General features: G+C 71.7%; 15 protein-coding genes. 5 read left to right on the forward strand and 10 right to left on the reverse strand.

The window, feature by feature from the left end:
* Positions 1-58: 58 nt before the first annotated feature.
* From K1T35_RS37520 to K1T35_RS37530, 3 genes are read right to left on the reverse strand one after another with little or no spacing between them, the layout of a single operon-like run.
* Positions 59-436, reverse strand: a complete 378-nt coding sequence (locus tag K1T35_RS37520) for a MerR family transcriptional regulator (protein WP_220256456.1) — start codon at positions 434-436, stop codon at positions 59-61.
* Positions 433-1,428 carry an aldo/keto reductase gene (locus tag K1T35_RS37525; RefSeq protein WP_220256457.1) on the reverse strand — a complete coding sequence of 332 codons (996 nt, stop codon included), beginning with the start codon at positions 1,426-1,428 and terminating at the stop codon, positions 433-435. Before K1T35_RS37525 ends, K1T35_RS37520 begins: the two co-directional genes overlap by 4 nt.
* A gap of 46 nt (positions 1,429-1,474) precedes the next feature.
* Positions 1,475-1,696 (reverse strand): hypothetical protein, encoded by a 222-nt coding sequence (locus tag K1T35_RS37530; RefSeq protein WP_220256458.1) that lies wholly within the window; start codon positions 1,694-1,696, stop codon positions 1,475-1,477.
* Between the two features lie 264 nt (positions 1,697-1,960).
* Here K1T35_RS37530 and K1T35_RS37535 point away from each other — a divergent pair, with 264 nt between their 5' ends.
* From K1T35_RS37535 to K1T35_RS37555, 5 genes are all read left to right on the forward strand, one after another.
* On the forward strand, positions 1,961-2,812 hold the full coding sequence (locus K1T35_RS37535) for an LLM class F420-dependent oxidoreductase (protein WP_220256459.1): 852 nt from the start codon (positions 1,961-1,963) through the stop codon (positions 2,810-2,812).
* Positions 2,813-2,918: 106 nt separating this feature from the next.
* Complete coding sequence (locus K1T35_RS37540; RefSeq protein WP_220256460.1) at positions 2,919-3,764, forward strand: family 16 glycosylhydrolase; 846 nt, start codon at positions 2,919-2,921, stop codon at positions 3,762-3,764.
* Positions 3,765-5,136: 1,372 nt separating this feature from the next.
* The gene (locus K1T35_RS37545) at positions 5,137-5,433 is read left to right on the forward strand and encodes a hypothetical protein (RefSeq protein ID WP_220256461.1); all 297 of its coding nucleotides are present in this window, start codon (positions 5,137-5,139) and stop codon (positions 5,431-5,433) included.
* A gap of 105 nt (positions 5,434-5,538) precedes the next feature.
* Complete coding sequence (locus K1T35_RS37550; RefSeq protein ID WP_220256462.1) at positions 5,539-5,679, forward strand: hypothetical protein; 141 nt, start codon at positions 5,539-5,541, stop codon at positions 5,677-5,679.
* Positions 5,676-6,767 carry a hypothetical protein gene (locus K1T35_RS37555; protein ID WP_255621156.1) on the forward strand — a complete coding sequence of 364 codons (1,092 nt, stop codon included), beginning with the start codon at positions 5,676-5,678 and terminating at the stop codon, positions 6,765-6,767. Before K1T35_RS37550 ends, K1T35_RS37555 begins: the two co-directional genes overlap by 4 nt.
* Positions 6,768-6,844: 77 nt before the next feature.
* On the opposite strand, the gene K1T35_RS37560 is transcribed toward K1T35_RS37555, so the two are convergent.
* The 7 genes from K1T35_RS37560 to K1T35_RS37590 form a co-directional block, all read right to left on the reverse strand.
* On the reverse strand, positions 6,845-8,302 hold the full coding sequence (locus K1T35_RS37560; RefSeq protein WP_220256463.1) for a serine hydrolase: 1,458 nt from the start codon (positions 8,300-8,302) through the stop codon (positions 6,845-6,847).
* Positions 8,303-8,324: 22 nt separating this feature from the next.
* A complete protein-coding gene (locus K1T35_RS37565; protein WP_220256464.1) occupies positions 8,325-9,623 on the reverse strand; it encodes an aspartate aminotransferase family protein in 1,299 nt (432 codons plus the stop codon).
* Positions 9,624-9,648: 25 nt separating this feature from the next.
* The gene (locus K1T35_RS37570) at positions 9,649-10,551 is read right to left on the reverse strand and encodes a universal stress protein (protein ID WP_220256465.1); all 903 of its coding nucleotides are present in this window, start codon (positions 10,549-10,551) and stop codon (positions 9,649-9,651) included.
* Between the two features lie 85 nt (positions 10,552-10,636).
* Positions 10,637-13,396, reverse strand: a complete 2,760-nt coding sequence (locus tag K1T35_RS37575; RefSeq protein ID WP_220256466.1) for a LuxR family transcriptional regulator — start codon at positions 13,394-13,396, stop codon at positions 10,637-10,639.
* 232 nt (positions 13,397-13,628) lie between these two features.
* On the reverse strand, positions 13,629-15,248 hold the full coding sequence (locus tag K1T35_RS37580) for a peroxidase family protein (RefSeq protein ID WP_220256467.1): 1,620 nt from the start codon (positions 15,246-15,248) through the stop codon (positions 13,629-13,631).
* On the reverse strand, positions 15,226-16,182 hold the full coding sequence (locus tag K1T35_RS37585; RefSeq protein ID WP_220256468.1) for an alpha/beta fold hydrolase: 957 nt from the start codon (positions 16,180-16,182) through the stop codon (positions 15,226-15,228). Before K1T35_RS37585 ends, K1T35_RS37580 begins: the two co-directional genes overlap by 23 nt.
* Positions 16,179-16,898 (reverse strand): alpha/beta fold hydrolase, encoded by a 720-nt coding sequence (locus K1T35_RS37590; RefSeq protein ID WP_220256469.1) that lies wholly within the window; start codon positions 16,896-16,898, stop codon positions 16,179-16,181. The genes K1T35_RS37585 and K1T35_RS37590 overlap by 4 nt, the downstream gene beginning before the upstream one ends.
* Between the last annotated feature and the right edge of the window lie 7 nt (positions 16,899-16,905).

Consider the following 16,905-nt stretch of genomic DNA (forward strand, 5'->3'; position numbering starts at 1 on the left):
GATCGGCGCCCCCGGGGGCCGGGAAGGTCGGCACCGTGCTCGGCCGCCTCGCCGTCGGCTACCGCGTGCTCATCACCGGCTGAGCGGCCCGCTCCTCCATCTCCCGGTACACGGCGATCTTGCCGTCGAGCACCTCCAGCTCGCGGTGGGTGCGCTCGATGCGTTCCAGCACGGCCGCCCGGTGGGCCTCCAGCAGCTCCCTGCGACGGGCTGGGTCGCGGGCGCCGTCGACCGCCACGAACCGGCGCAGGTCGGCCATCCGCATCCCCGTGTCGCGCAGGCAGCGCAGGATCCGCAGCCAACCGAGGTCACCTTCGGTGAACGCGCGCGCCCCGCCCGCCGTGCGCGTGACGGCCCCGAGCAGGCCGAGGCGGTCGTAGTAGCGGATCGTGTCGACGGCGACACCGGTGCGCCGGGCGGCCTCGGAGATGTTCACCGTGCCGATGCTGCCGCACCCACGAGCACCCGGTCGACCGTGGCCAGCTGGTCGGCGTCGAGCGGGCCATGGGCCAGCGCTCCCACGAGCTCCCGGGCCTGTGCCGCCGTCCGCACGCCGGGCAACGCGATCGCCCGCTCCGAGCGGGCCCACACATAGGCGAGCGCACCCTGCACGAGCGTGCGCCCACCGGAGGTCAGCACGTCGCGCACGGCGTCCAGCCGGGCGAGCCACTGCGGCATCTCGGCGTCGGCGAAGAACGTCCACCACGGGGTGTGCCGGCGGACGTCCCCGGCCGGGAGCTGGTCGGGCGTGCGGTACTTGCCACTGAGCAGGCCCATCGCGAGCGGGGTGCGGGCCAGCACGGCCATGTCGTGGCGCGCGCAGGCCGCGAGGGCGGGCTCGTCGGCGCTGAACACGTTGAGCTCCTGCTGCACCGCCACGCCGTGGCCGCCCGCCGCGACGATCGCGATCACCTCGGGGTCGGTCGCGCTCGTGCCGTACGTCCTGATCTTCCCGGCCGCCACGAGCTCCTCGAACGCGCCGACCGCATCCTTCGCCTGCTCGGCGTCCGCGTCCCCCGGATGGATCTGGTAGACGTCGATGTGATCCACCCCGAGCCTGCGCAGGCTCGCCTCGCACGCCTTGCGGATGTGCGCGGCGGTCAGGTCGCTCCCCGCGCCCGTCCTCGTCTCCTCGTCGAACACGAGCCCCACCTTCGTCGCGAGCACCACGTCGTCGCGGAACGGGGCGATCGCCCTGCCGACCACCCGCTCCGAGTGCCCGCACCCGTAGACGTCGGCCGTGTCGACGAAGCGCACTCCACCGTCGTATGCGGCGCGAACGGCAGCCACCGACTCGTCGTCGTCCACCGGGCCCCAGCCCGCGGGCTGGCCGTTGAATTCCCAGTCCCCGCCGAGCGCCCATGTCCCGATGCCGAGCGCGGGAACGCGCCACTCACCGACGCTGCGGGCCGTGATCGATCCATCCATGGCCGCGAGGCTGCCCCCTGGAGCGCGCTCCAGGTCAAGAGCGGGATCAATCGTCGTCGGGATCGGCCTCGTCGCCCGAGGAGACGGGGTGTCCCGCCTCCCAGCGCTCACGACGCTGCGCCGCGAGATCCGCCAGCCGGGGACCCCGGAACGCGTCCGTGACCCGGAGGAGGATCGCGCCGATGGTGAGGCACTCGAACCCGGCGAGCATGAGCCGGATCAACGGCGTGATCACCGCACCGCTGGCGAACACGAGCATCGTGATCATGGTCTGGTCTCCCTCGTCCGCCCCTCCCGGATCGACGGCTGCCAGTGGACGACGTCCATCACCGGCGCTCTTGCCGACCTACTACCTCAGTATCGAACTGCACGCGCCGAGCGGAGGAAGAGTTCATCACGAACAGCGACACGAGCCGCCTGATCGGGTGAGGCGTTCCCGTCTCAGCGATCACGCATCAGCGACAGCCGGCAACGGAGCGTTACGCGGTCCGAAGTCATGGCGCTCCGCCCACCCCCGGCCTACGGTCGCGGCATGCGCTTCGCGATCAAGACCCGGCCCGAGCACACGACGTGGGAACGCATGCGCGACGTCTGGGTCGCGGCGGACGAGTTCGAGGTCTTCGAGTCGGCGTGGAACTGGGACCACTTCTACCCGCTCAGCGGCGACCTCGCCGGGCCGAACCTCGAGGGCTGGACGACGCTCGCCGCGCTGGCCCAGGCCACCCGCCGGATCCGCGTCGGCTGCCAGGTCACCGGCATGATCTACCGCCATCCGGCCGTGCTGGCGAACATGGCCGCCACCATCGACATCGTCTCGGGCGGCCGGCTGGAGCTGGGCGTGGGCGCCGGGTGGAACCAGCAGGAATGTGACGCGTACGGAATCCCGCTGCCACCGCTGCGGGAGCGGTTCGATCGGTTCGACGAAGGCGTCGAGGCGATGGTCGGGCTGCTGCGCGACCCGGTCACGACGTTCAAGGGCAGCTACGTCACGCTCACCGAGGCCCGCTGCGAGCCCAAGCCCGTGCAGCGGCCACACCCGCCGATCACGATCGGCGGCCGGGGCCCGCGCCGCACGCTCGGCGCCGTCGCCCGGTGGGCGCAGGCCTGGAACGTGATCGTCACCGATGCGGACGAGTGGCGCCCGCTGAAGGACACGCTCGACACCCGCTGCGCCGAGGTGGGCCGCGACCCCGCCGAGATCACATGCTCGGTCAACGTCCGGATCGACGGCGACGTCCCCCAGGACCAGGCGATCGAGGCGGCGCTCGGCCAGATCGCGGACTTCACGTCTGCGGGCGTCGACCTGATCGTCCTCAACCTCCCGCTCGACGCCACGCCGGACATCCTCCGGCCCCTCGCCGATGCGGTGGCGCCGCTGTCCTGATCACCAGGCGCACCCGATATATGCCGTTTCGTCCGGTTCGCTATGGTCGCCTCGAACGCCGGTGCTCCCCGTCGCTCCCCTCCGGCGTGCACGTCGAGGAGGCTGGATGTCCCGGTTCCCGCGGCGCGTCTGCTGTGCGCTGCTCGGTGCCGTCGCCGTCCTGGTCGCCGGTTGCGGAGGCAACGCGGCCGGACCGGGCGAGCCCGATCTGTTCGAGGCGCTCCCGCCGCCGTCTCCCCCGCCGACGGCCGTCCCCGCTCCCGTGATCGACGACGCGCGCACTCCGGGCAGCCGTCGTGAGGGGGCCGCCGGCAACGAATGGCGAATGGTCTTCGAAGACGACTTCGACGGATCCCGGCTCGATCCGAACGTCTGGAATCGCTACAGCTCCGTCGGCGGGTTCGGCAACGGCTTCCGCCGCCCCGAGGCGATCACCGTGGAGGACGGCAAGCTGCGCATCACCGCGCGCGGCAACGTCTCCGGAGGCATGAACCACGAGCGCAGCCAGACCTACGGGCGCTGGGAGTTCCGGGCCCGCACCGACAAGGGCCGCGGCCGGGGCTCGGCGATCCTGCTGTGGCCCGACTCGCTCGACAAGGCGGCCGACGGCGAGCTGGACATGATGGAGGTGCCGCGCGAGGACCGGTCGCAGGCCCACTTCGTCATCCACTACTCGGCGCAGAACAAGCTCGCGGGCAACAAGGTGGGCGGCGACTTCAGCCAGTGGCACACGTTCGCGATGGACTGGCTGCCCAACCGGATCACCTGGTACGTCGACGGCGTCAAGCAGTTCGAGACCACCGACCGCAACGTGATCCCGACGAGCTCGATGCACCTGGCGATCCAGCTCGACATGGGCCCGTTCGAGGAGTGGATCCTCGCGCCGGACGAGACCACGCCCGCCGAGGTCAGCCTCGAGGTCGACTGGGTACGCATCTACGCGCGGCGCTAGTACCACAGCTCGACTTCGTGATCTTGCTGGTCGAGGCGGGGGAACGTGGACTGCCGCCGCGCGACGGGTGTCGGCGCTGTTGCCGGGCCCCGTTCGCCGGTGGCCGCGCCCATGATCCGCAATATCGGTTGCTCATGGCTGTGCCGGCAGCGATGAACACCCGCTACTCGCGATCTTCCCGTGCATGATCCGGAGTTTCGGGTGCTCATGGTCGTGGGGGCAGCCGTGGACAACCGCTAGTTCGGATCATGCCCGCCGTCGGTCGAGGGCCGTGGTGAGTCAGGGCGCGATCGTGTCGATCCGTCGGGTCGAGTCTGGTCGGGCAGCTGCCGGTGGGCGCGCCGTTCCCGGCCCGGGCCACCCGGCGCCCGCCCCGCGATCGGGCCTCGGCGGTGTTCCCTCCCGTTCACCTCGACCCCGTCACCGTGCAGGGGTGGCTGGGTTGGGTGCACTACCGAACCCTGGGGTTGCGTGGGCAGCCGTCCCCGACGCGGGGGCACGCCCGTTGTCGACGAGACCACCGCGGTTCGGGTGCCACGCAACCGGCTGTGGTCCCGACCCTCCACGCCCAGCCCTCTCCCGGATGATCACGGCCAGACCCACCCCAGGGACAGGGCCGCGGGCGGGTCCATGATCAGCAGGAGCGGGGCACCAGCCGCAGGGGTGCAGCTCAGGTCCCGATCCCGCTGATCACGCCCCAGATTCCCGGGGCGGCCACCGGGCGAGGACGGGACCACAGCCAGTCAAGTGGCACCCAAGCCGCGGTGGTCTCGTCCGGAACGGGCGTGCCCCCCAGTCGGGGACGGCCGCCCGCGCAACCACATGATTCGGTAGTGCACCCCACCCAGCCACCCCCACGAGGCGACGCGGTCGAGGTGAACCGGTGGGAACACGACGGCGGCCGAGGCTGGTGGGTGAGCGCCGGGTGGCCCGGGCCGGGAACGGCGCGCCCACGAAAGACCCGGCACCCGACCGCACCCCCGGGGCGCGTTCCGCGGAACGCACCGCGACCCAGGCGGTGATCAGCGGTTCGGCGCGAAACCCGACGCCCCACGTCGGGAAAGGCGCCAAGCTGACGATCACAGGCTGCCGCCGGCCCAGCCCTGTGTCGCCCGGTGCGCTCGTTCTCGGGTGGCGCGCCCGGCCGACCGGGTTGGCTGGCCGGTGACCAGGCGTCGACCGGCACGGGTTGCGCCGGTGTCGTCGGCTCCGCCGTGCCGAGATGCTCCCCAGCCCTGCGATCAGAAGAACGATCACGAAGTCCGGCTTTGGTGCCAGCGGCAAATGACCCGATTCGTGACGAACTCCCGACCGACGACCTCACGCCCCCGCTTGGATACCGTCGCCGTACCGGGAGACCTCGGAGGTGGCCGTGACCGACTGGGCGAGCGTGATCCTGGACCCGACGGGCAATGCGGACCACGGCGAGAACCGCGTCCTCGCCCCGCGGCCCACCACGCTGCACGGGGCGACCCTCGGCCTGCTGGACAACGGCAAGCCGAACGCCGCGCTGCTGCTCGATGAGGTCGGCAGGCAGCTCGCCGACCGGTTCCGGCTGCGGGACGTGAAGGTCTTCACGAAGGGCTACTTCGGCACGCCGGTGGAGCAGACGCAGGTCGAGCGCATCGTCGCCACCTGCAACTTCGCCGTGACGGCTGTCGGTGATTGAGGCTCGTGCAGCGCGGCCAGTCTGGCCGACGGGATCCTGCTGGAGCGTGCCGGCATTCCGGCCGTCAGCATCTGCACCGAGCCGTTCCGCCTCGCCGCCGACGCGATGGCGCGCTCGTACGGCTTCCCCGGCTACCCGTACGTGGTGACCGAGCACCCGGTGGCCAGCCTGTCGCGCGACGAGATCCGGGACCGCGTGACCCTGATGGTCCCGCGCATCGTCGAGCTGCTGGTGGTCGAGGGATGAGCATGGAGGACGACGCCCGCGCGATCGTGGACGCGATCGAGTACTGCTACGACCAGGAATGGAGCGACGGGCTCCCGGTGGTCCCGTGCACCCGCGAACGGCTCGACACCTTCCTTGCGCGGACCGATCGCGCGCCGGACGACGTCCTGCTCGCCATGCCGCAGATCGGCCGCGAGTGCACGGTGCGGCTGGCGGCGCTGAACGCGGCGATGGCCGGCTGCCGCCCTGAGTACTTCCCGGTGGTACTCGCGGCGTGGGACTCGCTGCGCGCCGAGGGGTACGCCGGGCGGGGCATCTGGCAGAGCACCACGGGCACCGCGGCGTTGATACTGGTGAACGGGCCGGTGCGCGGGGAGATCGGTATCAACGGCCGGGGCAACGTGTTCGGCCCCGGCTTCCGCGCCAACGCGACGATCGGGCGGGCGATCCGGCTCGCGGCGATGAACGTGTTCGGGCTCCGCCCGCACGCCCTCGACCAGGCCACCCAGGGCACCCCGGCGAAGTACACCTGCTGCATCGGGGAGAACGAGGAGGAGAGCCCGTGGCCCGCGTTCCACGAGGAGTTCGGGTTCGGCCGTGGCGCGAGCGCCGTCACGGCCATGACGATGCGTTCGGTCGCCCACGTCGAGGCCCGGCACACCTCCGACGCCGCGCAGCTGTTGCGTGACCTGGCCGGGACGATCGCCCGCACCGGCGCGCTCCTGCACCGCACGATCTCCTCCTGCCTCGTGCTCGGCCCGGAGCACGCCCACCTGCTGGCCGGACAGGGCTTCGACAAGCCGGCCATCCGCCGGTTCCTGTTCGAGGAGGCGGTCCTGAGCCGCGGCGAGCTCGACCGGGTCGGCAAGACCGCGATCTCCCGCACCACGTCGTGGCGGCTCCCCGCCGATCACCCCGAGGCGGTTCCCGACGATGGCATCGACCCGGCCACCGGGTCGTTCCACGTGCTCACCTCGCCCGACGCGGTGCAGATCGTGGTGGCGGGTGCCTCGAACTCCGGGGTGTCGGCGGTAGTCGACACCTTCGGACCGCGCGGCGACCGGCCCCCGCTCGTCCCGGTGGGGACGGTGCCGCCGACCGACGGGTGAGCCCCCCAGACCCGGTAGTGGCGATCTTTGGTGGCGCTGCTGTCGGCGGCGCCGATCAAAAAGCCCAGCCGATAAACCTACGCGACGTCGGGCTGGGTCATCAGCGGCGACGTCACGTGCAATTCCAGGCTGGGGCCGGTCAGGGGCACGGTGCTCCACGTCGCCACCGCTGTCTGCGTCTCGGCGTCGACCACCAGCCGGACCCGGTGCGGGGTGGTGATGACGTAGAGCTCGGCGACGAACGTGCTGCCCTGCCAGGCGCCGGCCGCGACGACCGGACGGCCGAGCGGCGAGCTCTCCCGCCACTGACCGTGGCCCGCCTCGATGTCGAGATCCGACCCGAGTCGCAGGAGCCAGCCATCATCGACGGGATCGACGACCACCCTGGTCCCGTCGGGCAGTGCCGAACCCTCGGCGGAGGCGTTGAGCCTCGCCGTGACCGAACGTCCCGGCTCGGCCGAGCCCGGCACGGGCGCGAACGACAGCCGGCGCAGCCGCTCGGCGAGGAGCTCGTCGTCCGGGGAGCCGCCGTCGCCGGCACCACCCGCCACGTCCACACCGGGCAGTAGGCACTCCCGGATGGCGTCGTGCACGACCTGTGCCGGCGAGTCCGCGTTCGGATGGCCGCTGGTCACGGCGACCACGAGATCGTGCGACGGGACGACCACGCATTGCTGGCCGAAGGACCCGTTTCCGTGGTAGCCGTGCCGCGACATCCAGAACTGGTACCCGTAACCGCACAGGAAGTCGGGGTTTCCGGCTTCGTCCGCCGGAGGCAGCGTTTCGACGTGCCGCCTGGTCGCGAGCTCCACCCATTCGCGCGGGACGAGCTGCCGCTCGCCCCATCGGCCGCCCCGCAGCAGCAGCTCGCCGAACGCGGCGACGGCCTCGGTGGTGAGGTGCAGCCCGTGGAATCCGAAGGCGGCGCCGCTGGCCACCCGGTCCCACTCGGCGTGGTCGACACCCATGGGCGTGAAGAGGCGCTCGTCGAGGAACTCCGGCAGGCCGTGGCCCGTGACCCGTTCCACGATCCGGGCCAGGATGAAAGTGGTCGAGTTGTCGTAGGTGTGCCGTGTTCCCTCGGCTTCGGTAAACGGCACGCGCAGGAAGCCCTTGACCAGGTCGCCCGGTTCCAGTTGCCAGGCCTCGTCGAGGCTGTCCGTGTCGTGTCCGGCCGTCATGGACAGCAGGTGGTGGACGGTGATGCGGCGCCCCTGCTCGGAGACGTCGGCCGGAACGTGGTCGGGCAGTACGTCCACCACCCGGTCATCCAGCGTGAGCAGCCCGTCGGCGATCGCCAGCCCCACGGCGACCGAGGTGAACGATTTGGTCAGCGAGTAGAGCAGGTGCGGGCGTTCGGCCGAGTACGGCGCCCACCAGCCTTCGGCGACGACGTGACCGTGGCGCACCACCATGATGGAGTGGCATTCGATGGATCGCGCTTCGACCCGGTCCAGCAGTGCGGCAACCGCGCGGGACGACACCCCCACGGCGGCCGGTGTCGACCGTGGCAGCAGGGCGCGCTGAGAAGGCATTCAGGAGACCCTAACCAGGCGCTCATCGCGCAATTCGGACCGCCTCGATCGCGGCCTCGAGGATGTCGATGCCGGCGTGGAGCTCGTCGTCGGTCGTCGTGAGCGGTGGGGCGATCCGGAAGATTCCGCCCATGCCCGGCAGCTGGACGATGTTGAGATGCAGCCCGCGGTCGAGGCATGCCGCGGTGACGGCATGGCCGAGCGCGTCGGCGGGGGCCTTGCTCTCCTTGTCGGTCACGAGCTCGATGCCCTGCAGGAGTCCACGGCCCCGGACGTCGCCGACGACCTCGTGGTCGGCGCGCAGCCTCAGCAGCCGCTCCTTGAGCTGCTCGCCCAGCTTGGCGGCACGTTCGACGAGGTTGTCCCGCTCGATCACCTCGAGGACGGTCAGCGCGACCGTGGCCGCGAGCGGATCGGAGACGTGGGTGGTGAAGAAGAGGAACCCGCGCTCCCGGCAGATCTGCTCGATCTCGTCGCTGGTCACCACGGCCGCCACCGGCAGACCGGCGCCGAGCGTCTTGGACAGGGTGAGGATGTCCGGGACGACCCCGTCACGCTCGAAGGCGTACATGTGACCGGTGCGCCCGAGACCGGTCTGCGCCTCGTCGAGGACGAGCAGCATGCCGCGCTCGGCGCACATCTCCTTGAGACGGGCGAGGTAGCCGGGCGGCAGGTCGATGACCCCGCCCGACGAAAGGATCGGCTCGACGAGACACGCGGCCATAGCCCCCGTCGACTGCTGGTCGACCAGGGCGAACCCGTACTCGAGTTCGGCCTCCCAGTCGTACGAACCGTCCGGCCTGCGGAACGGCGACCGGTAGGCGTTGGGGGTCGGCAGCGTGAGGTTCCCGGGCAGGGTCGGGCCGTATCCGCGGCGCCCGGCCGAGAAGGTCGCCGCCGCTGCCCCGGACGTCATGCCGTGCCACGACCGGTCGAACGAGACGATCTCGTACTTGCCGGTATACAGCTTCGCCATCTTGATGGCGGCTTCGTTGGACTCCGCTCCGGTCGTCAGCAGCAACGTCTTCGTCAGTGGGTCGGGCAACGTCGCGGCTAGCCTTCTGGCCAGGTCGACGACCGGCCGGCTCAGCATCCCGCTGAACAGGTGGTCCAGCGAGGCGACCGAGCGGGAGACCGCGCGGACGACGTCCGGGTGCGAGTGCCCCAGCACAGCGCTCATCTGGCCGGAGGTGAAGTCGAGGATGGCCGCCCCGTCGCTGTCGTAGACGTACGAGCCGGCAGCGCGCTCGATGATGCGCGGGGTGAAGGTCGGGCCGTACCGGACGAGGTGGCGTTCGACGTCGTCCCAGAAGGCGTCCACACCCCGTCATACCGCAGGCGGGACGTCACCGGCCAGCGGCACTCCGCTCGGACCGGACGACCGCGACCGGGCACGGCGAGTGGTGCAGCACCGCGTGACTGACGGACCCGAGCACGAGGCCCGCCGCGCTGCCCCTCCCGTGCGAGCCGACGACCACGAGCTGGGCGCCATCGGCGCTCGCCTGCTCGATCAATGCGTGCGCGGGCCGGTCCTGTACGACCACCCGGCGCACCTCGACATCGGGGTACTTCCCGCCCCAGCCCGCCAAGCGCTCGGCGAGCACGCGATGCTCGTCCGCCTCGATGGCGTCCCAGTCCAGCAGCGGCGCCACGGCGGCCTCGAACACGGTGTCGGTCCAGGCGTGCACCGTGACCAGGGGCACCTCACGCGTCGCTGCCGCCTCGAAGGCGAAGCCCAACGCCGTGTCGCTGATCTCCGAGCCGTCGACGCCGACCACGACCGGGCCGGCATCGGACGGCCGTTCACCACGAACGACCACGACCGGGCACGCCGCCCCCGCGGCCAGTCCGATCGCCACCGAACCGACGAGCAGGGACGTGAACCCGCCGAGCCCGCGATCACCGAGGACGACCAGGCTCGCCCGGCGCGACGCGGCGAGCAGCAGCGGCACCGGGAAGCCGTCGATGACGCGCTCGGAGATCTCCACGCCGGGAGCGGCCTCCGCGGCGGCCTCCGCGGCCGCCGAGACCTCCTCCCGGGTGCGTGCCATCAGCGTCTCGCGAAAGCGCACACCGAGTCCTGCGCTGTGGAGGTGCCTCGTCTCGAGCCAGCCGAAGGCGCTGATCAACTGCATGCCGGTCCGGCGACGCGCGGCTTCGCGCGCCGCCCAGCGGGCGGCCTCGAGCGCAGACGGCGACCCGTCGATGCCGACGACGACCGGCAGCCCTCGCTCTCGCGCTTCCTCCATCGCACGCTCCTGTCCGCTCCGGTACCGATTCGTTTCGGCACCCCAGTGTGGACAAGACGGAGCGCCATTGCGTGACAACCTGCGATCAGGCGCGGGTCAGCGCACCGCGGAGCTTGTTGCGCGAGCTGACGTCGAGCTTGGTGAACACCTTGCGCAGGTGCCATTCGACGGTGCGGGGGCTGATGAACAGTTCGGCGCCGATCTCGGAGTTCGTCATCCCCTCGCCGGCCAGGCGGGCGATCTGGGCCTCCTGCGCGGTGAGCACGTCACGCACGTCGGCCGAGCGTCGGCGGACCGTCTCGCCGGTGGCCTGGAGCTCGCGACGAGCGCGCTCGGCGAACCCGGAGGCACCGAAGCGCTGCAGCATCTCGTACGCGGTTCGGAGCTGCGCACGCGCGTCGACGCGCCGGTTCTCCCGGCGCAGCCATTCGCCGTACACCAGATGGGCACGGGCGAGGTGGACGTTGACGCGGGTGCGTTCGAGGCGCTCGATCGCCTCGCGGTACAGCGAGTCCGCGGACCGGCCGTCGGCGAGCAACGCGGCCGACCGGGCTCGGGCGCCGAGCGCCCAATCCGTGCCACTGGCGTCGGTTCGCTCCTCGAGTCGTCGCATGGCAGCACCGGCCACCTCGAGGGCACCACCTCGAACACCGGCCTCGACGAGCTCGACGAGCGTGAACCCGAAGACACCCAGATCCTCGAACTCGCACCCCCGTTTCGCGCAGGCCAGGGCCTCCTGGTAGCGGCCGAGGCCGTTGTACAGCACCGCCCGCACGTATTCGACCCCACCGATGGCTCGTCCCTCGCCCCACGAGATCCCGTCCTGGACATCGGACTGGAACGGCACCGGGGCCACACCAGCCTCGCCGCGCCAGGCGGCGAGCGACAGCTTGGAGTACCCCATGGGCGCGTGGCCGGTGGCCTCCGTGAGCGCGTCGCACTCCTCGACCAGCTCCGAGGCCGCGGCGAACTCTCCGGCGTGCAGGTGCACGGCAGCACGGTGGGTCAGGGCCAAGGGGAGGACGTTGAGCGCGCCGGCCTCGCGAGCCAGCCGGACCGCGCGCGTGGTCAGCTCGTGCGACGTCTCGTCGTCCCACATGTCGCCTGCGACGAACCACGCCAGCCAGAACCAGCGTATGAAGTCGTCCTCGTCGGGTCGGGAGTCCTGCCGGAACGCCTGCAGCGCCCGCTTCAGAAGCGGCGCACCCGAGACGTAGCCCTTGGTGAACCGCGCCACCAGCCCGTCCAGGAGCATGTCGATCGGCCGTGGTGGCCGCGAGGCCGGCGGCGCTGCCATGGCGGCCTCGGCCACCTCCCGCAGCCCGTTCTGACCGAGCAGGCGACCGGCGAAGACCGCGGCAGCCAGCGACTCGAGGTAGGCCTCCCTGGCCTGTCCGTCGCCGAGTCGTTCGAGTTGGTCGGCCGCATCGACCAGGAACGGCACCGCGTCGCGGCCGCGCCGGCGGGTGAGCACTATTCGGGCACGGAGTCGGGCCAGCCGCGCGCGCTGCAGCTCGCCGAGCGGACCCAGCTCCGCTGCGGCGAGCAGCTCGGAGGCTGCGTCGGAGGATCCTGCCTCGAAGCTGGCGTGCGCTGCGGCCAGCGCACGTGCGACGCGGTTGACCGGATCGGGCGTCAGCTCGGTCGAGCGTTTCAGGAACACGGCCGCGGCGGCGATTCCGCCCCTGGCCTGCGCCCGGTCGGCTGAGCGCTCCAGCTCGCCTGCCACCGACTCGTCGGGTTCCACCACCCCGTGTGCCCGATGCCATGCGCGGCGATCCGGATCGGACTCGGGATCGGTCGCGGCGGCCAGCGCGCGATGCACGGCCTGGCGGTCCTTGGCGCTCGCCGCGCGATACGCGGCCGAGCGCACGAGCGGGTGCCGGAACCGCACCCGCACCCCGATCTCGATCAGCCCCGCCGCCTCGGCAGCGACCGAGGCGTTCGGCTCGATGGCGAGCCTCTCGGCCACCCGCCGCAACAACGACACGTCCCCCAGCGGCTCGGCGGCCGCGGTGAGGAGCAGCCGTTGCGTCGCGATCGGGAGCGCCTCGATGCGCCGCAGGAAACTCTGCTCGATCTGGCCGGCGAGCGGCCGCGCGTCCGGACGCCCGAACCCACCGGTGAGCTCCGCCGCCGTCAATCCCCGTGGCAACTCCAGAAGGGCGAGCGGATTGCCTCGGGTCTCGGCGACTATCCGGTCCCTGATCCGCTCGTCGATCCGCCCGGGGACCGCCGACTCAAGAAGCGCACGGGCGTCACCGTCGCGCAGGCCCGTGACCACGAGCTCCGGCATTCCCGTCAACGGGTGGGCCGGGGCGAGCACCGGTTCGCGCACCGCGAACACCAACGCCGCCCGTTCCGCGAGCAGCCGACGCGCGACGAAGGCCAGCGTCTGCGCGGAGACCTGATCGAGCCACTGCGCGTCGTCGAACACACAGACGAGGGGCTGTTCCTCCGCCACCTCGGCCAGCAGGTTGAGCACCGCCAACCCGACCAGGAACCGATCCGGCGCGCTGCCCGTGCTCAGCCCGAACGCGACGGACAGTGCATCCCGCTGCGGGCCGGGAAGGCGATCGAGATGCCCCATCATCGGCACGCACAGCTGGTGCAGCCCGGCGAACGGCAGCTCCATCTCGGACTCGACGCCGACGGCGCGCGCGATCCGGCACCCCGCTGCGCTGCCCACCAGGTAGTCCACCAGCGCGGACTTGCCGACCCCCGCCTCACCGCGCAGGACCAGGACCTGGCTCCGACCCGCCCTGACGTTCGCCACGAGCCGACCGAGCGACTCGCACTCGCTACGCCTGCCGAGCAACCTGCGCCGGACAGCGCCGCTCGACATCAACCACCACCGCGCAGGTCAAGGAGGCCCGGCTCCGATCAGCGCGGGTGATCCCATGATGCCCTGCGCGCGAGCGCGGCAGCCACTGTCGGGGTGTGTGACGTGTTCCCCGGCCCCCCACTCCTCGCGATCGGGCTGCTAGTGCCCCCGCTCCCGAGCGCCGGGCATCAGCATGATCGCCGCTCCGGCGCACGGACGGCCATATTCGGCCGGGGATGCACCGGCCTGGTGATCAGGGGCCGGCGGCGCCGGCCGCTCGGTCGCGCGTGGTACCGAGGGTGAGCAGATCCGCAAGGCCGAAGTCCGGTCCGGCTGCGGGCAGGATCGGCTCCCAGTCCGGTTCCAGGCTCAGGTAGCTCGCCGGGTCGGCGCGCAGCAGCCCGATCAGGACCTCCGCCACGATCCGGCCGCCCACCGGGCCGAGCCGGTCACCGCCGCCGCGGTGCTCGGCCTCCTTGAGGATGTAGAACCACAGCGGCGTGCCGTGCGGCCACGCCTGATCCAGCTCGTCCACCGTCAGCGGCGAGACGTTCATGACGTGCGCGACCGCCTCGCCGCTGGGCAGCGCGGTGGTCTCGCCGCGCAGCAGGTCGCGGACCGCGAGTGAACGGTAGGCGGCGGTGTCGACCGCGCCGGTGACCTGCTCTGGAAGGCCGATGAGGCTGGTCGCGAGCCGGCCGTCGAGACGTTTGGCGCGCTGCGCGGGCGGGCGTCCCGGCAGATCGAAGACCTGCGCGAGATCCAGGCGACGATCGGCGGGTTGCGGGCCGAACCCGACGAGGTCGGGGAAGAGCGGCACCAGGGGACCGCCGTCGACGAGCCGGTAGGTGTGCCGGATCTGGCCGTGGCCGTAGCGGAACGCCGCGTCGGCGAACTCCAGCGGGATGTAGGCCTGCCCGGGCGCGGGCGTGAACCACCGGCTGCCCTCGGCGAGCACGCGCTCGACGAGGCTCGCCCCGACGAGACGGGGCAGGAAGTCGTGGACCATGATCCACTGGTAGTGCCAGGTGAGGATGATCCGTGCCCGCTCGAAGACCTCGGCCTCGGGCACCCCGTTCTCGCGCAGCAGGTCGACGGTGCGGTTGTGCGCCCCCAGCAGGGCGACATGCAGGGTCAGCGCGAACAGGTGCACGTCGTTGCGGGGGTCGCCGATAAGGGCAATGCCCTGCTGGTTGCGCGGCGCGTCGGCGCCGTCCGGTCCGAGCAGGAACTTCGCCGGGTCGGCGACGTCGAACAGGTACGGCGACCCGACCGGGCCGTCCGAGTAGAGCATCTCCAGATTGAGCTTCGGGGCGCGGGCGTTGCGCAGCGCATCGGGCGCGACGTCGCCTTCGACGGGCGAGCGATCGGCGGTGATGTCGTGGGCGATCAGCTGGCCGAAGAACGGCCACCCCGCGGCCTCGGAGGCGTCGTCGTCGCCAGGGCTCAGCCCGCCCAGCACGGCGGCGGCGTCGCAGATCCCGCCGTTGCCACCCGCCCGCATCAGCAGCTGCGGGTCGGTGCCCAGCGGGTCCAGGTCCGGGAACATCCGCCCGTAGCGCGCCGCCCCAGTGGGCCGGTCCACGGCCCGCACCAGGCTGAGGCAGTGGCCGCGGGCGGCCACGTGGATGCCGTGCGGGTGTGCCGGGGCCGGCTTGGGCCGGGAGCCGTTCTCCATGGCCTGCACCGCGCCGAGAAGGCTGCGGAGCCCGACTTCTTCGCGCTGGACATCCGCGGGATCGAACAGCCATTCGCCGATCGGGACGCCGTTGACCTCGTCGTCCGGCTCGCTGGCCTCCGCCCGGTCGAGCTCCGCCCTGACGTCCTTCTCCAGCTCGTTCAGGAAGGCGTCATCGCCGTTCGGGGTGCTCATCTCTGCTCCATGCGTGACGTAGGTGGATCACCTCTCGGACGGCGTCGGCGAAGTCCTTCGGGGCTTCCTGAGGCAGGTTGTGCCCAGCTCCGGTGACCTGGAGGTGCAGTCGAGGGCCGGTGAAATGTGCAGCGGACGGGCTGCCGTCGGTGGCCGGGAAGTTCCCGTCGGCGAGGCCGTCCAACGTGACGGCCGGGACGGTGATCACCGGCTGGGCGGCCAGTCGTCGTTCGATCTCGGTGTAGGCCGGGGCGCCGGGGGCGTATCCGAGGCGGTGGCGGTAGGAGTGGATGACCACGTCGACGTAGTCGGGGTTGGTGAATGCCTCGGCAGCCCGGTCGAGCGTGGCGTCGTCGAACGGCCACGCGGGCGAGTTGCGTCGCCAGATCACCTCGGCGATGCCACGGGGATCGGCGGCGAGCCCGGCCCTGCCGCGTTCGGTGAGGAAGTAGTAGAAGTACCAGAACCCGGCTTCCAGGTCGGGCCGGATCGGTGTCATCGCCGCGGCGATGTCCTGGATCAGGTAACTGTTGACCGACACGAGCCCGGTGCAGCGCTCGGGCCAGAGGGCGGCTACCACGCAGGCCGCGCGGGCTCCCCAGTCGTAACCCGCGAGGACGGCACGGGGAATCTCGAGCACGTCCATGAGGGCCACGACGTCGTCACCGAGCGCGGCCTGCTGGCCGCTTCGTGGGGTGGCGGGATCGAGGAACCGGGTGGCTCCGTGCCCGCGGAGGTGGGGGACGATCACGCGGAAACCCTCGGCGGCGAGCGCGGGCGCGACGTCGACGTAGCTGTGGATGTCGTAGGGGAAACCGTGCAGGAGGAGCACGGCCTCCCCGTCGGCAGGGCCATCCTCGTGGTAGGCCACGTCGAGCACCCCGGCGCGTACGCGCTGCACCGGTCCGAGCCGCTGACCGTCCCCCGCGCTCACCCTGCCGCCCCGACCGCGTCGAGGATCGTCGTGGTCACCTGGTCGGGTGCGCCCACGCTGATCGCGTGCGATGCGCCCGCGACCTCGCGGGTGCCCTTCGACCCCGCGCGATCGGCCATGAACCGAAGTGCCGCCGCGGGGATGTTGCGGTCCTGGTCGCCGAACACGAACCACGACGGCAGCTGCCGCCACGCCGGTACGTCCGCGGGCAGGCCTTCGGCCAGCGCCGCCTCGGTGACCGGGCGTTGGGTCACCGCCATCAGCTCGGCCTCGGCCGGTGTCCCGTCGGCGACGAACTGCTGGTGGAACACCTCCGGCCGGATCCGGAACTCGTTGCCCCCGCCTGCGACGGGGGAGGGCACGATGGCCTCGCCGAGCGTGCTGCCGGGGAACCGGCTCGCCAGCTGGAGCGCGCTCTCACCGCGCTCGGGGGCGAACGCGGCGGCGTAGACGAGCGCCCTGACGGCGTCGTTGCCCGCCGCCGCCTCGGTGATCACCATTCCGCCGTAGGAGTGACCGACGAGCACGACCGGCGTGCCGATGCCGATGATGACGTCGCGCAGGTAGGCGGCGTCACCGGAGACGCTGCGCAGCGGGTTGGCCACCGCGACGACGTCGACCGACTCCGCGCGGAGCCGGGAGATCACCGGGTTCCAGCTCGCGGACTCGGCGAAGGCTCCGTGGACGAGGAGCACGGTGAGGTTCTGTGCGGACATGTCCTTC

The sequence above is a fragment of the Pseudonocardia sp. DSM 110487 genome (assembly GCF_019468565.1).
Taxonomy (GTDB): domain Bacteria; phylum Actinomycetota; class Actinomycetes; order Mycobacteriales; family Pseudonocardiaceae; genus Pseudonocardia.

Coding starts and splice junctions, on each gene's coding strand:
- K1T35_RS37555 (WP_255621156.1), top strand. CDS start 5,676: ATGAGCATGGAGGACGACGCCCGCGCGATCGTGGACGCGATCGAGTAC.
- K1T35_RS37525 (WP_220256457.1), bottom strand. CDS start 1,428: ATGGATGGATCGATCACGGCCCGCAGCGTCGGTGAGTGGCGCGTTCCC.
- K1T35_RS37530 (WP_220256458.1), bottom strand. CDS start 1,696: ATGATCACGATGCTCGTGTTCGCCAGCGGTGCGGTGATCACGCCGTTG.
- K1T35_RS37570 (WP_220256465.1), bottom strand. CDS start 10,551: ATGGAGGAAGCGCGAGAGCGAGGGCTGCCGGTCGTCGTCGGCATCGAC.
- K1T35_RS37540 (WP_220256460.1), top strand. CDS start 2,919: ATGTCCCGGTTCCCGCGGCGCGTCTGCTGTGCGCTGCTCGGTGCCGTC.
- K1T35_RS37590 (WP_220256469.1), bottom strand. CDS start 16,898: ATGTCCGCACAGAACCTCACCGTGCTCCTCGTCCACGGAGCCTTCGCC.
- K1T35_RS37535 (WP_220256459.1), top strand. CDS start 1,961: ATGCGCTTCGCGATCAAGACCCGGCCCGAGCACACGACGTGGGAACGC.
- K1T35_RS37560 (WP_220256463.1), bottom strand. CDS start 8,302: ATGCCTTCTCAGCGCGCCCTGCTGCCACGGTCGACACCGGCCGCCGTG.
- K1T35_RS37550 (WP_220256462.1), top strand. CDS start 5,539: ATGGCGCGCTCGTACGGCTTCCCCGGCTACCCGTACGTGGTGACCGAG.
- K1T35_RS37575 (WP_220256466.1), bottom strand. CDS start 13,396: ATGTCGAGCGGCGCTGTCCGGCGCAGGTTGCTCGGCAGGCGTAGCGAG.
- K1T35_RS37580 (WP_220256467.1), bottom strand. CDS start 15,248: ATGAGCACCCCGAACGGCGATGACGCCTTCCTGAACGAGCTGGAGAAG.